We start from the raw sequence: 12,634 nt of genomic DNA, 5'->3' as shown, positions 1-12,634 counted from the left end.
GTGCAGATTTGCAACGAGTGCTGCTTTGCATCAGGTGCGATATGGTACGGCGGTGAGCCTTCGCGACCGCAAGCGCGCCCGCACCCGCCAGGCCCTCGTCGAGGCCGCGGCCGATCTGTTCGAGAGGCAGGGCTTCGAGGCGACCACGATCGCCGAGGTGGCGGCCGCGGCCGAGATCGGTACGCGTACGTTCTTCAGCTACTTCCCGGCCAAGGAGGAACTGCTCTTCCCCGAGAGCGACCTGCGGGTGCACGCCGCGGTCCGGGCCATCGCGGAGCGCGGCCCCGGCGACGGGCCGGCCGAGGTGCTGCTGCGGGCGCTGCACACGGTCGGCGAGGACAGCGACGACCTCTCCGGACGGCTGGCCGCGCTGCGCCTGCGCTTCATCCGCGAGGTGCCGTCGGTGCGCGGGCGCGCCCTGCAGATCCAGTTCGACGCCCAGCGCGAGATCGCCCGCCACCTGGCCGCCGCGTTCCCCGGCGAGCTCGACGAGGTCGGCGCGGCCGCCATGACCGGTGCTTTCGTCGGCGCCGTCACGGCCGCCCTGCAGGTGCTGCTCGAGGACGTCGACGACCCGGGCGACCCGGCCCAGGTTCAGGCCGCGGTCGAGGTGGCGGTCGACCGGGCCCTGAAGCCGTGGCTCACGCACCGATGATTCGCATCCGCTCGGTCGACACCAACCCGGTCATGGTGCCGGCGCGCAGCCTGCGACACCCGCTCACCGACGCCGGCCGGTACGCCAAGTGCGCCACCGTGGTCACCGAACTGTTCAGCGAGCACCTGGCCGGCGGCCCGCCGCTGATCGCGAAGACCAGCTGGGTCCGGTTCCTGCCCACCGACCTGGACGGCCCGGCGGCCATCTCCCCCCTGCACGCCACGTCGGCGCTGGGCCTGGGCGAGGTGCACGAGGTCCCGTACGACCGCAAGGTCCTCGACCTTCCCGACGACGACCGTCGCCGGGCCATCCTCGACTGGCTGCGCGACCACATGCTGGCCCTGGGGTCCGGCCTGAACTGGGACCCCGGCCCGATCGAGGCGGCGTACGAGGCGTGCCTGCGCGACGGCTGCCGCTACCGGCGGACCGGCGCCGCCAAGGCCAGCCCGAACCGCCGGTGGAAGGCGCACGTCGAGTTCGAGATCGACGGCGACGGCGAGGCCTGGTCCTGGCTCGTCGTCACCGACCGGGCCGGCGCCGTGCTGACGGTGGGCGAGCGCCGGGACTCGGTCCCGTTCGCCCGCCGGGGGCGCAAGGTGCTGCGGTCCGTCCGCTGGGACGGCGACGTGCCGACCTGGACGCCCTGGATCGACGACGTCTTCACCGACGGCCCGCCGTGACGTGGGCGACCACCAGGTCGCCGATCATGGCGCGCAGGTGGTCGCGCAGGTGCGGGTCGAACAGGTCGCGGTCGAACATGGCCTTGAACGTGTAGCGGTTGGCGCCCCGGAAGACGCAGAACGCGCTGATGATCATGTGGACGTCCAGGGCGTCCAGGTCGTCGCGGAACAGGCCGGCGGCGCGGCCGCGCTCCATGATGCGCGACAGGACCTCCAGGGCCGGCGCGGCCAGCACCTCGCGCGACGACGAGCTCGACAGGTGTTTGGCGTAGTGGATGTTCTCGATGGCGACCAGGCGTACGAAATCGGGGTGTTGCTCGTGATGGTCGAAGGTCGTCTCGGCCAGGCGGCGCAGGGCCTCGACGGGTGCCAGATGCTCGACGTCGAGTTCCTGTTCGGAGGCGCGGATCCGCTGGTACGCGCCCTCGAGCACCGCCAGGTACAGGCCTTCCTTGCCGCCGAAGTAGTAGTAGATCATCCGTTTCGTGGTGCGCGTCTTCGCGGCGATCTCGTCGACCCGGGCGCCCGCGTAGCCCTGGTCGGCGAACTCGTGCGTGGCCACCTCGATGATCTCGGCGCGGGTGCGCTCGGCGTCCCGGACGCGCTCCTTCGGCGCCGACTCCGCTGTCATGCCCTGATCCCCCTCGACGTCGTTGGTGTCGACTCTAGTGGTCACGTCACCTAGGCTGAACGGACCGGTTCGTACATTAGGAGTTTCATGCGTACGAGTATCGCGACCGTCTGCCTCTCCGGCACCCTCGAAGATCGCCTGGACGCCGCCGCGGCCGCCGGCTTCGACGGTGTCGAGATCTTCGAGAACGACCTGATCGCCTCGGCGAGCTCTCCCGAGAGCATCAGAGCCCGTACTCAGGACCTGGGGCTGAGCATCGACCTCTACCAGCCGTTCCGTGACGCGGAGGGTGCCACCCCGGAGCGTTTCGCGGCCGTCGAGCGGCGGTTCCGGGCCAAGCTCGACCTGATGGGCCGCCTCGGCGCCGACACCATCCTGATCTGCTCGTCGGTCGCACCGGACACGATCCCCGACGACGCGGTCAGCGTCGCTCAACTCCGTACCCTGGCCGACCTCGCCGCCGCCCGGGGCATGCGCATCGCGTACGAGGCCCTGGCCTGGGGCCGTCACGTGTCCACATGGGACCACTCCTGGGAGATCGTCCGGCAGGCCGACCACCCCGCTCTGGGCTTGTGCCTGGACAGCTTCCATGTCCTATCGCGCGGGGCCTTTGAAAATATCCAGAATGTTCCGGGTGAGAAGATCTTCTTCCTTCAGCTGGCCGACGCGCCCCGGCTCGACATGGACGTCCTCCAGTGGAGCCGCCACCACCGCCTGTTCCCCTTGCAGGGCGGGCTCGACCTGGCCGGCTTCACCCAGGCCGTCCTCGACGCCGGTTACACCGGCCCCCTGTCGCTGGAGGTCTTCAACGACGTGTTCCGGCAGGCCGACCCGCATCGTACGGCCGTCGATGCCCGCCGTTCCCTGATCGCCTTGCGGGACGCCGGCCTCACCCCGCCCGCCGACCTGGACGGCATCGCGTTCGCCGAGCTGAGCGTCGACGCCTCGACCGGCCCCGAACTCGAGAACCTGCTGCGCGCGCTCGGTTTCACCCACTCCGGCCAGCACCGGTCCAAGGCCGTCCAGCTCTGGGAGCAGGGCACCGCCCGCATCCTGCTCAACTCCGGCGCTCCGCGCCCCACCGAGGGCTCGGCCGCGATTCGCGCTTTCGCTTGGGAGAGTACGCAGCCGGAGCAGTCGGCCGAACGCGCGCAACAGCTCCTCGCCACGCCGCTCCCCCGCCGCCGGCGGCAGAGCGAGGCCGACCTGACCGCCGTGGCCGCGCCGGACGGCACCGAGGTGTTCTTCGTCCGTACCACCCCCGCCGGCTGGCACGACGACTTCCTGCCGACCGGCGAGCGGGCGCCCGGGGCCGGGATCACCGGCATCGACCATCTGTCCCTGGCCCAGCCGTTCGACCGGTACGACGAGGCCGCGCTCTTCTACCGTTCGGTGCTCGGTCTGGTCGACGACGAGGCGGGCGAGTTCGCGGCGCCGTACGGCCTGGTCCGTACCCTGGCGATCCGCGATCCGCGGCGACGGGCCCGGATCGCGCTCAGCGTGCCCGTGCTGCGCCGCGGTGACTGGGCTCCGGCCGTACCGCAGCCACAGCACATCACCCTTGCGACGTCCGATCTTTCGGTGACGGCGGCGGCCCTTCGGGCGGCCGGGATCGAAACTCTGCCGATTCCCGCCAACTACTACGACGATCTGGAGGCGCGCCTGGAGCCGCCGGACGGGCTTCGAGCCCTCGGGGCGATGTACGACGAGGACGAGCACGGTCACTACCTGCAGCTGTTCACACCGGTCGTCGGCGACCGGGTCTTCTTCGAGATCGTGCAGCGGGTGGGTGGCTACCGGGGCTACGGCTTCGCCAACGTTCCCGTTCGCATGGCGGCGCACCGGGCGCAGCGCCTGCGCGTCAAAGGTTGAGCAGGGCCGCGCGCGTGCGGGCGGCGGTCCAGCGCCGGCCCAGCTTCGGCTGCAGCAGCCCTTCCAGTACGGGGGTGAGCCGCCCGGCTCGGCGGAACGGCGTCATCCGCCCCTCCGCCACGGCCAGCACGGTGGCGAACAGGTCGCCGCGGTCGAACGGCGACCGGCCCTCGACGGCCGCGTACAGCGTCGCCCCCAGCGAGAACAGGTCGCTGGCCGGAAGCGGCTCCCCGCCCTGCAACTGCTCCGGCGACACGAAGGCCGGGCTGCCGGCGAACCCGCCGGGCGGCGGCCGCCAGTCCCCGCCGGGCACGTGCGCCACCCCGAAGTCGAGCAGCACCACCCGGCCGTCGTCGCACAGCTGCACGTTGCCCGGCTTGACGTCGCGGTGCACGACCCCGGCCCGGTGCGCGGCGTCGAGCCCGTCGACGATGCAGTGCCCGATCCGCACGACCTGCTCGATCGGCAGCGGCCCCTGCTCCTTGATCGCCGCGCCCAGGCTCTGCCCGCTCAGGGCCTCCATCACGATCCACGGCTGGTCGTCGTCGCGGACCACGTCGTGAATCCGCACGACCCCCGGGTGCGGAACGCGCGACGCCGCCCGCGCCTCGGCCAGGGCCTGCCTGCGGGCCGTCTTGCCGGACCAGTCCGAGCCCAGGTCGACCTGCTTGACGGCGACCCAGCGCTCCATCAGCTCGTCCTGAGCGAGCCACACCGTTCCCATGCCACCGCGCCCGAGAACCGAGCGGAGCCGGTACCGCCCGGCCACCACGATCCCCGACGCGATCGGCGCTTCCGCTGCCTGAGTAAGAACCCCCATGCCCTAACAGGGTGGTCATTCGCGGCCCGGCTGTCGTCCAGGCGAGCCCCCAACCGCGGTACCGGCTAGCCGGAAAACCTCAGCTGCCACCCATCCGAATCAGGGCATTTCCCCCGAGCAGCAGCACGTCCGCACCGGCCACCAGGGCCATGCTCAGGTGCAGCCGCCGCGACGCCTGCTCCGGATCGGTCTCGCGAAGCCCCCGCACGAGCGCCCCGAGAGCGGTCAGCACGAGCGGAATGCCACCGATCAGCAGCAGCCCGACCGACCCCGGCGTACGCCCCTTGACGACCAGAAGCGTGACAAGCACGGTGGGCACGATCCCGAAGAACAGCCAGCACAGCCCGGCATACCAGCGCAGAGGCCGTGTCGCATCCATCCGAGGATCTTAAACATCCGTCAGCCGCCCAGGGCACGCAGCCCGTCCTCCCACCGCCGCCGCCGTTCCTCGAGGCTCTGCTCCCACCACGGCGTGCCCCGCTCCCCGAGCGCCACCTTGGCAACTTGCACCCGGGCCCGCGCCGCCGCCGGATCCTCCCCCGCCTTCAGCGCCTTCCCCACGTCCCGCCGCGCGGCCATCAGCGCCTTGCGCAGCACAGCCGCCTCCGGCTCAGGAATGGCCGGATCGGTAGCCCGCCAGCGACGCCCCTTGATGACCAGATAGCGCCCGTCGTCAGTCACCGTCTTCACCTACCCCAGCGGCCGCCACCTGAACTGTCACGACCGAGCGAAGAGGCTACCGATCTAGAAGCAGGCCAGCGACAATCTGTCGCTAGAGACCCACGAGCCGGCGAAACCTCGCCTTTCGGTGGAGAGCAGTCAGCGGCACTCCCGCCAAGACCGAAGGACGCGGTAAGCCGGCACCGGGACAACACGGTCCTTGAGCACAGAAAGGCGGGCCTCCATGATGCCCAGCACGCGGGAGTAGGACAGCCTCGGTGGGAAGTGCCACGGGACTTACCGTGGTGATCTTCCTGTTCTCGATCGTCGCACTTGCCCTCATCCTGGTCGGCTACTTGGCGAGCAAGGCCAATAGGACTCATGGCGGCAGGACGTACATCGAGATCAAGGCCGCGGGCCTCGTCCTCAAGTTCGGGACGGAGATCAATGGATCATCCTCCCCAGGCGTCCGAAGCGCCGACACCGGAGAGTCGTCGACCGGTGAGCACGAACAAGGACAACTGAAGGTCGAAAATCCACCTCCGGTGGAGCTGCCACCTGGCCGGCGACGGAAACGGCGTCCGCCCAGCAAGCGCGCTCCCGACGGGGGTGAGGCTTGACATAGAGCTCGCGAAGCAGCGCCTTCCCGGCGACGGGGAGGCGCTGCTTCCGCGCTCCTCGAACAGCGGGCGAGCGGCCCGTTCAGAGGGCGGAGAAGCGGCTCACCTTCTCCGGGCGCAAAACGATGCGGACCAGTGGGCCGGTGCGCCACTCGGTGAGGAGCTTGTCGTGTTCCGGATCGGAGAAGGTCCAGTAGCGCTCGGCCAGGCGGAGGGCGAGCTCGTTGGCGCCGTCGTCGTGGACGGTGGCCGGGCCCTCGGCCGCCACCCAGTGTTCGGGCTCGCCGGTGGGGGCGGCGACCACGATCGAGGCGCGGGGGTGCTCGCGGAGGCGGTCGACCTTGGGGGAATCGGGCAGCGAGAACAGTTGGAGGTCGCCGTCGGCGGTCAGCTCGTACCAGACCGGGCGGGGTGACGGCCATCGTCCGCCGCGCGGGGCGACGGTGAGGAAGGCGTAGAGCGGGCGGGCCAGCAGTGCGAGATCCTCGTCGCGGAACATGATGGGCAGCGTAAGCCACCCTCAAAGCCCGTGCACAATGCGTTCCACGCTGATTCACGGCTACGAATGCTGCAACGGCCGGCCCTTCGCTCCACCAGAGATGCCCAGCTGTAATCGGAAAGGGGGTTCAATAATGGAGTTGGCCGAATTTCACACCGAAGACGGTACGGCAGTACTCTTCGAATTGGCGCGAGACGACACGGTACGTGGGACGTCGCTCGCCTCGCGGCGCGGTGACGCATTGGTGGCTGAGACCGGCAAACGACTTGAGCAGGTGACCGAGGCCGTACGCCCTGCGGTCAACGCGTTGAAAGCCGCCGTCACGAGCCTTGACCCGGAAGAAGTGACAGTCGAATTCGGCGTCAAACTGACCCTGGCCGCCGGCGTGGTGATAGCTTCTGGAACTACCGAGGCTCACTTCAAAATCATCTGCAAGTGGTCGCGCGATAGTGGAGATCCCGGCAATGACGAAAATTGAACGGGCTTTGGGAAGCGCTCTTGTGACCGTCGGGAAACACGACCAGAAGGCGCCCGAAGGCGCGGGCCTGCTCCTGACCCGGACGCACATACTTACTTGCGCGCATGTGGTGAACAGCTCTCTCAACCGCAGCGAGAATGCGGCTGACGGGCCGAGCGATACAGAAACAGTTCGGCTGTCCTTCCCCTTCATCACGCCGACCGAGCACTACGAAGCGCGGGTCCGGGCCTGGGTGCCGCCATTTCCGAACGGGTCCGGGGATGTGGCTGTACTTCAACTTGTCGAATCCGCACCGGCCGACGCGCGCCCCGCGCAGCTCATCAGAACACAAGACCTCAATCGCCACGAATTCTGGTGCTACGGATTTCCAAATGGATATAGCGGCCGGCAAGCATCGGGGCGCTTGCTGCGCACCGAACCCAACGGGCTCGTCGCCTTGGAGGATGTCAAGTCCACGGGGGCCAGAATAGAGGCAGGTTTCAGCGGTGCACCCGTATGGGACGAGGATCTAGGTGGCGTTGTTGGCCTCGTAGTTCAAGAAGATCTTGACGCAATGGCACGTCGCGCGTTCTGCATACCCACCGGAAAATTAGTAGAGATTCTTGAGCATGAATGGCCGCCGATCCGGCAGACCGTCGTCCCCGCACGACGATCTGCCGTCAGCGGCCAAATGGATAGAAAGTACAAGTCCGTTTGGTATCGGAGCACCGCCCCCGAATTCACTTTCAAGAATCTCGCTGGAGTTCGAGAGACCACGGGAGAACTAATTGTTGGACGTGACTACATCTGGTACGAGCCCTTGGACATGGTGATCTTCGCAGAAGACATACTGCGAGTCAGACTGAGCAAAGCCGGGGCCGATTTCATCAATATGTGGGTGCAAATAGAACACGAAACACCCCATGGCCGCGCCATCGCCTATTTTGCCAGCGGACAGTTACTCGGATACGCCGGTTTGGCCGGCCGAAATCGAGCTATACATCGAGACATCGTCACCATGAAGGAAAGCACCAAGTATTGATGTGACCGGGGGCGGCGGCCTGAGACGGCCGTTCTTGAGTTGGCCGCCGAGCCGGGCACCGTGGTCGTGCGGGGAAGCGCCGTAGTTGCGCTCCATCGGCGGGCTGACCACCCGGTTGCGCAGGCCGAGCGGCGGAAAGGGGAGCCGAGCGGCATCACAGTCCCAGGTAGATCTGGCGTACGCGGGGATCGTTGCGCAGCTCGGCCGAGGTGCCGGTCATCGCCACCGCGCCGTTCTCGACGACCAGGCAGCTGCTGGTGGCCTCGAAGGTGAGTTTGGCGTTCTGCTCGACCAGCAGCAGGGTCAGGCCCTCGGAGCGCAGCCGCAGCAGCACGGCGAGGATGTCCTCGACCAGCTTCGGCGACAGGCCCATCGAGGGCTCGTCGAGCAGCAGCAGCCGGGGTCGCGACATCAGGGCCCGGCCGATCGCCAGCATCTGCTGCTGGCCGCCGGACAGGGCGCCGGCCAGCCGGTGCCGCATCTCGCCCAGCACCGGGAACAGCTCGTACACCTCGGCCAGCGTCGACCTCACCGAGGAGTCCCACTTGCGGGCGTACGCGCCGAGCAGCAGGTTCTTCTCGACCGGCAGGCCGGTGAAGACGTGCCGGCCCTCCGGGACGTAGCCGATGCCGTGCCGGACCATGTCGCGGGCGCTGACCCCGGCCAGGTCCACGTCGCCCAGGCGCAGCTTCCCGGACCGGCGGGACACCAGGCCCATCACCGCCTTGAGGGTGGACGTCTTGCCGGCGCCGTTGGCCCCGATGACGCCGACCGCCTCGCCGCCCGGCACCTCGAAGCTGAGGTCCCGGACGGCGCTGACGCCGCCGTAGTTGACCGTCAGCCCCTCGACGGTCAGAGCGAGCCCGGTGGTCATCGGGTGGCCTCCCCGACGGACGGGACGGGCAGGTCGTCGGTGTTCATCGAATCTCCCAGATACGCCTCGATCACCGCGGGTTCGGCGGCCACCTCGGCCGGCGTCCCGGAAGCGATCACCCGGCCGCCGGCCAGCACGGTGATCTGCTCGCAGAGCGACATCACCAGGCCCATGTTGTGCTCGATGATGATGACCGTGCGGCCGCTGTCCCGGATCGACCGGACGATCTCGGCCAGCTGCCGCACCTCCTCGCCGTTGAGGCCGGCCGCGGGCTCGTCGAGCAGCAGCAGGGCCGGGTCGGCGGCGACCGCCCGGGCGATCTCGACGCGCCGCTGGATCCCGTACGGCAGTGATGTGGGCGCGAGGGAGGCGAACTCGGTGAGCCCGTACCGGTCCAGGATCTCGGCGGCGGAGCGCCGCAGCGCGTGGTCCCGCCGCAGGACGCTGAGCGGTCGCAGCGCGTAGCGCCAGGCCGACCGCGTCGGCCAGCGGTCGAGCGCCACGAGCAGGTTCTCCTCGACCGTCAGATCACCGAAGAGCCGCAGATTCTGGAAGGTACGGGCCATGCCGGCGCGGGCGAGACGGTACGGCGCACGCCCGGTCATGTCGGCGCCGCGGAAGATCACCCGTCCGCTGGTCGGCTTGTAGAGGCCGCTGATCACGTTGAACAGCGTCGTCTTGCCGGAGCCGTTCGGGCCGACGATGCCCCGAATCTCTCCGGTCGCGACGGTGAGCGAGACGTCGTCGAGCGCTTTGAGGCCCCGGAACTGCTTGGTGACCCCCTCGACCCGGAGAAGTTGATCATGGGAGGTGGCGGGGGCGGCGGTGGTCTCGTACGGCTGGAAAGGTCGCAGCTGCGCGGCCACCCTCGCATGCTTGCCGAACCGCTGCCGTACGCGGCGGGGCAGACCGGCCAGGCCGGTGGGGGCGAAGACGACGACCAGGACGACGACCGAGCCGTACGCGAGCTGGGCGATCGTGGGGTGGTCGACCAGCAGCTCGCGGACCAGGGCCAGGCTGATCGCGCCGACCACGCAGCCGATCAGGCTCTGCCGGCCGCCGATGATGACCATGGCCAGGAGCAGGAACATGTTCGCGATGTTGAACGATTCCGGGGCCACGTAGCGGATCAGGCCCGCGTAGAGCACGCCGGCCACTCCCCCGTACACACTGGCCAGCATGAACGCCGTCATCCGGAGCATCGGCACCTCGGCCCCGAGCGCGCCGGCGGCCAGCGCGTCGTCGCGCATCGCCCGCATGCGGCGGCCCAGCGCCGTGCGGACCACGAAGAGCCCGAACCCCAGCACCACCGCGAAGACGATCAGTTCGAGGTAGTAGTAGATGTACTCGCTGGAGAGATCCACGCCGGGCAGGGCCGGCGCCGCGATCCCCGAGATGCCCTCGGCGCCGCCGGCGATGTCGGCATTGGTCACCCAGTTGGTGAACGCGAGGGCCAGGCCCAGCGTCACGATGCCCAGGTAGTGCGACTGGACCCGCAACGCCGGCGTGCCGATCACCAGGCCCATCAGGACCGTGGCCAGGATCGCCAGCACTCCCGCGACCCAGAAGCCCATTCCGGCGTGCGTGGTGAGGATCGCCGTGGCGTACGCGCCGACCCCGAAGAACGCCACCTGCGACAGGTTGACCTGCCCGGCGATGCCCATGACGAGGCCGAGCCCGATGGCCAGGATCGCGAAGATGAGGATGACGTTGACGACGTGGATGGCGTACGAGTCGAGGCCGTACGGCAGGAACCAGGCCGCGACACCGAGGGCCGCGATGAACAGAAGTCGCCGTCTCATGCCCGGTTCACCGTCCGCTCGCCGAAGATGCCGGTCGGCCGCACCATGATGATCACCGTGAAGACCAGGAAGGTGACCAGCTCGGAGTAGCCCTGGAAGTGCCCGGCGGTGAACGAGTCGAGGATCCCGATGGCGAGGCCGCCGAGGATCGCGCCGGGAATGCTGCCGAAACCGCCGAGGATCGCGGCGGCGAAGCCCTTGATGCCGAGCGCGCCGCCGAGCGCCGGGCTGACGTAGAGCAGCGGCCCGACCAGGCCACCGGCCAGCGCGGCCAGGCCGGCCCCGATCATGAAGGCGATCGCGTTGCTGCGGCCCACGTGGATGCCGACGGCGGTGGCCGCCTCGTGGTCCATGGCGACCGCCTGCATGGCCGCGCCCCGCTTGGTCCGGGACAGGAACAGCACCAGCAGCACGGTGGCCAGCGCCGCGATGGCCAGCACCACCAGGTCGTACGTCCGGATGCGCAGTCCGAAGATGTCGATCGGCGCGGTCTGCACCGGGGACGGCACCGCGCGGCCGGTGGCGCCCCAGATCATGATGATCAGCGCGTCGAGCACGATGCCGAAGCCGATCGTGCCGATCAGCATGAGGTCGAAGTCCTTGTTCTCCAGCGGCCGCAGCACCCGCTCGATGACCAGGCCGATCGCCCCGGTCACGACGATCGCGACGATCATGGCCAGGGCGAACGGGAGCTTGGTCGACAGGTAGAAGGTGGAGGCGAGGTAGGCACCGACGGTGACCACGTTGCCGTGCGCGAAGTTGACCAGCCCCATCGTGCGGTAGACCAGAGAAAAGCCCAGCGCCACCAGGGCGTAGACGGCGCCCAGGCTGACGCCGCCGACGATCGTCTGGAAGAAGACCTGCATACCTGCTCAGCTCTCGGCGGCGACGAGCTTGCCGCCCTTGATGACGCCGATCGAGGTCTCGAAGATGCCGACGCCGGTCTCGTCGAAGGCGAAGTTCCCGAGCAGCCCGTCGCGCTTGGTGGACCGGATGGCGTCGGCGAGCGGCTTGCCGCTGGCCACGTTGCTGCTCTTGAGAGCGGTCAGCAGGATCTGGGTTCCGTCGTACGCCTTGGCGCCGTGCAGTTCGGCCTCCTCGCTGAACTTCGCCTTGTAGGCGGCCGCGAACTTCTTGGACGCCTCGTCGATGTCGTTGCTCAGGTAGGGCGAGCTGACGATCGTGCCCTCGGCGTTCTTGGCGCCGGCCGTGTCGAGGAAGACCGGCGTGCCCTGCGGGGCGGCGCCGGCGAAGGTGGACGTGATGCCGAGGTCGCGGGCCTGCTTGACGATCAGGCCGGACTCGACCTCCTCGGCCCCCAGGAAGATGACCTTCGGGTTCTTCTGCCGGATCGAGGTGAGCACCGCGCTGAAGTCCTTCTGATCGGCCGTGACCACCTGGTCGGCCACCGGGGTGACACCTCTTTGCTCTAGGGCCTTCCGGAAGGCGTCGTGCTCGCCCTTGCCGTACCCGCCGTTGTTGGTGATCATCGCGATGCTCGTGATGCCCTGCTGGTCGACGACGTGCTTGGCCAGGGTCTCGTCGTACGTGGTGGAGGTGGGCCCGTTGAGGAACAGGAAGTCGCTCTTGGTGGCGACCAGGCCCGGCGACTGCCCGGACGTGATGTTCGGGATCTCGGCCTGCTTGAGCAGGGGGGCCATGGCGATGGTGACCGCGCTCTCGGCGGTGCCGATCATCGCGATGTAGCCCTCACTGTCGATCTTGCGGGCGAGGTTGGTGCCGATCGTCGGGTCGCCCTGGTCGTCGAAGACGTCGAGCTGGATCTGGCGGCCGTTGACGCCGCCGGCCGCGTTCCACTCGTCGACGGCCAGCCGGGCTCCCTTGAGCTCCCAGGCGCCGAGCGAGCTGAGCTGCCCGCTCTGCGCGTCCACGACGGCGATCTTGATCGGGCCGGAGTCGTTCCCGGACTCCTGTTTGCCGGAGCCGGGCGCGCTGCAGCCGGCGGCTCCGGTTAGGACAACGGCGAGCACGGCGAGGGCGGTGGCTCTCATGCGGACCATG

Annotated in this window: 15 protein-coding genes; 6 read left to right on the top strand and 9 right to left on the bottom strand. The window is 68.9% G+C overall.

Annotated elements, in window-relative coordinates:
• The first annotated feature begins 52 nt into the window (after window positions 1-52).
• Together ACGFJ7_RS34320 and ACGFJ7_RS34315 are read left to right on the top strand one after the other, a co-directional pair.
• Window positions 53-655 (top strand): TetR family transcriptional regulator, encoded by a 603-nt coding sequence (locus tag ACGFJ7_RS34320; RefSeq protein WP_360257436.1) that lies wholly within the window; start codon window positions 53-55, stop codon window positions 653-655.
• Entirely contained in the window at window positions 652-1,335 is a 684-nt protein-coding gene (locus ACGFJ7_RS34315) for a hypothetical protein (protein WP_392645933.1), read from the top strand. The genes ACGFJ7_RS34320 and ACGFJ7_RS34315 overlap by 4 nt, the downstream gene beginning before the upstream one ends.
• Here the strand turns inward: ACGFJ7_RS34315 and ACGFJ7_RS34310 are convergent.
• The gene (locus ACGFJ7_RS34310) at window positions 1,316-2,011 is read right to left on the bottom strand and encodes a TetR/AcrR family transcriptional regulator (protein ID WP_360257441.1); all 696 of its coding nucleotides are present in this window, start codon (window positions 2,009-2,011) and stop codon (window positions 1,316-1,318) included. The genes ACGFJ7_RS34315 and ACGFJ7_RS34310 overlap by 20 nt on opposite strands.
• Window positions 2,012-2,053: 42 nt before the next feature.
• Here ACGFJ7_RS34310 and ACGFJ7_RS34305 point away from each other — a divergent pair, with 42 nt between their 5' ends.
• The gene (locus ACGFJ7_RS34305) at window positions 2,054-3,838 is read left to right on the top strand and encodes a bifunctional sugar phosphate isomerase/epimerase/4-hydroxyphenylpyruvate dioxygenase family protein (protein WP_392645931.1); all 1,785 of its coding nucleotides are present in this window, start codon (window positions 2,054-2,056) and stop codon (window positions 3,836-3,838) included.
• Here the strand turns inward: ACGFJ7_RS34305 and ACGFJ7_RS34300 are convergent.
• From ACGFJ7_RS34300 to ACGFJ7_RS34290, 3 genes are all read right to left on the bottom strand, one after another.
• On the bottom strand, window positions 3,828-4,658 hold the full coding sequence (locus tag ACGFJ7_RS34300; RefSeq protein ID WP_392645929.1) for a serine/threonine-protein kinase: 831 nt from the start codon (window positions 4,656-4,658) through the stop codon (window positions 3,828-3,830). The genes ACGFJ7_RS34305 and ACGFJ7_RS34300 overlap by 11 nt on opposite strands.
• A gap of 79 nt (window positions 4,659-4,737) precedes the next feature.
• On the bottom strand, window positions 4,738-5,037 hold the full coding sequence (locus ACGFJ7_RS34295) for a hypothetical protein (protein ID WP_360257447.1): 300 nt from the start codon (window positions 5,035-5,037) through the stop codon (window positions 4,738-4,740).
• A 20-nt stretch (window positions 5,038-5,057) separates the two neighbouring features.
• Entirely contained in the window at window positions 5,058-5,339 is a 282-nt protein-coding gene (locus ACGFJ7_RS34290) for a hypothetical protein (RefSeq protein ID WP_360257449.1), read from the bottom strand.
• Window positions 5,340-5,620: 281 nt separating this feature from the next.
• Between ACGFJ7_RS34290 and ACGFJ7_RS34285 the strand changes: the two genes are divergently transcribed.
• Entirely contained in the window at window positions 5,621-5,938 is a 318-nt protein-coding gene (locus ACGFJ7_RS34285; RefSeq protein ID WP_392645927.1) for a hypothetical protein, read from the top strand.
• Between the two features lie 82 nt (window positions 5,939-6,020).
• Here ACGFJ7_RS34285 and ACGFJ7_RS34280 read toward each other — a convergent pair whose 3' ends face one another.
• Entirely contained in the window at window positions 6,021-6,437 is a 417-nt protein-coding gene (locus ACGFJ7_RS34280; protein ID WP_360257453.1) for a pyridoxamine 5'-phosphate oxidase family protein, read from the bottom strand.
• A gap of 133 nt (window positions 6,438-6,570) precedes the next feature.
• Between ACGFJ7_RS34280 and ACGFJ7_RS34275 the strand changes: the two genes are divergently transcribed.
• On the top strand, window positions 6,571-6,915 hold the full coding sequence (locus ACGFJ7_RS34275) for a CU044_2847 family protein (protein ID WP_360257455.1): 345 nt from the start codon (window positions 6,571-6,573) through the stop codon (window positions 6,913-6,915).
• Window positions 6,902-7,936: a serine protease gene (locus ACGFJ7_RS34270; protein ID WP_392645925.1), complete on the top strand. Its 1,035-nt coding sequence runs from the start codon at window positions 6,902-6,904 to the stop codon at window positions 7,934-7,936. The genes ACGFJ7_RS34275 and ACGFJ7_RS34270 overlap by 14 nt, the downstream gene beginning before the upstream one ends.
• A 154-nt stretch (window positions 7,937-8,090) precedes the next feature.
• On the opposite strand, the gene ACGFJ7_RS34265 is transcribed toward ACGFJ7_RS34270, so the two are convergent.
• From ACGFJ7_RS34265 to ACGFJ7_RS34250, 4 genes are read right to left on the bottom strand one after another with little or no spacing between them, the layout of a single operon-like run.
• The gene (locus tag ACGFJ7_RS34265; RefSeq protein ID WP_392645923.1) at window positions 8,091-8,810 is read right to left on the bottom strand and encodes an ABC transporter ATP-binding protein; all 720 of its coding nucleotides are present in this window, start codon (window positions 8,808-8,810) and stop codon (window positions 8,091-8,093) included.
• Window positions 8,807-10,612, bottom strand: coding sequence for a branched-chain amino acid ABC transporter ATP-binding protein/permease (locus ACGFJ7_RS34260; RefSeq protein ID WP_360257462.1), 1,806 nt, complete (start codon window positions 10,610-10,612; stop codon window positions 8,807-8,809). The genes ACGFJ7_RS34265 and ACGFJ7_RS34260 overlap by 4 nt, the downstream gene beginning before the upstream one ends.
• Window positions 10,609-11,478, bottom strand: coding sequence for a branched-chain amino acid ABC transporter permease (locus ACGFJ7_RS34255; RefSeq protein ID WP_360257464.1), 870 nt, complete (start codon window positions 11,476-11,478; stop codon window positions 10,609-10,611). Before ACGFJ7_RS34255 ends, ACGFJ7_RS34260 begins: the two co-directional genes overlap by 4 nt.
• Window positions 11,479-11,484: 6 nt before the next feature.
• Entirely contained in the window at window positions 11,485-12,633 is a 1,149-nt protein-coding gene (locus tag ACGFJ7_RS34250) for an ABC transporter substrate-binding protein (RefSeq protein ID WP_360257466.1), read from the bottom strand.
• Between the last annotated feature and the right edge of the window lies 1 nt (window position 12,634).

This window comes from Actinoplanes sp. NPDC048988 (assembly GCF_043197815.1).
Lineage (GTDB): Bacteria > Actinomycetota > Actinomycetes > Mycobacteriales > Micromonosporaceae > Actinoplanes.
The sequence above is the reverse complement of the archived record's forward strand: the minus strand, read 5'-3'. Positions and strand labels throughout refer to the sequence as shown.

Bases quoted from the DNA above. Each gene is read 5' to 3' on its own strand.
- ACGFJ7_RS34275 (WP_360257455.1), top strand. From the start codon at position 6,571: ATGGAGTTGGCCGAATTTCACACCGAAGACGGTACGGCAGTACTCTTC.
- ACGFJ7_RS34295 (WP_360257447.1), bottom strand. From the start codon at position 5,037: ATGGATGCGACACGGCCTCTGCGCTGGTATGCCGGGCTGTGCTGGCTG.
- ACGFJ7_RS34300 (WP_392645929.1), bottom strand. From the start codon at position 4,658: ATGGGGGTTCTTACTCAGGCAGCGGAAGCGCCGATCGCGTCGGGGATC.
- ACGFJ7_RS34265 (WP_392645923.1), bottom strand. From the start codon at position 8,810: ATGACCACCGGGCTCGCTCTGACCGTCGAGGGGCTGACGGTCAACTAC.
- ACGFJ7_RS34250 (WP_360257466.1), bottom strand. From the start codon at position 12,633: ATGGTCCGCATGAGAGCCACCGCCCTCGCCGTGCTCGCCGTTGTCCTA.
- ACGFJ7_RS34260 (WP_360257462.1), bottom strand. From the start codon at position 10,612: ATGAGACGGCGACTTCTGTTCATCGCGGCCCTCGGTGTCGCGGCCTGG.
- ACGFJ7_RS34270 (WP_392645925.1), top strand. From the start codon at position 6,902: ATGACGAAAATTGAACGGGCTTTGGGAAGCGCTCTTGTGACCGTCGGG.
- ACGFJ7_RS34305 (WP_392645931.1), top strand. From the start codon at position 2,054: ATGCGTACGAGTATCGCGACCGTCTGCCTCTCCGGCACCCTCGAAGAT.
- ACGFJ7_RS34280 (WP_360257453.1), bottom strand. From the start codon at position 6,437: ATGTTCCGCGACGAGGATCTCGCACTGCTGGCCCGCCCGCTCTACGCC.
- ACGFJ7_RS34255 (WP_360257464.1), bottom strand. From the start codon at position 11,478: ATGCAGGTCTTCTTCCAGACGATCGTCGGCGGCGTCAGCCTGGGCGCC.
- ACGFJ7_RS34315 (WP_392645933.1), top strand. From the start codon at position 652: ATGATTCGCATCCGCTCGGTCGACACCAACCCGGTCATGGTGCCGGCG.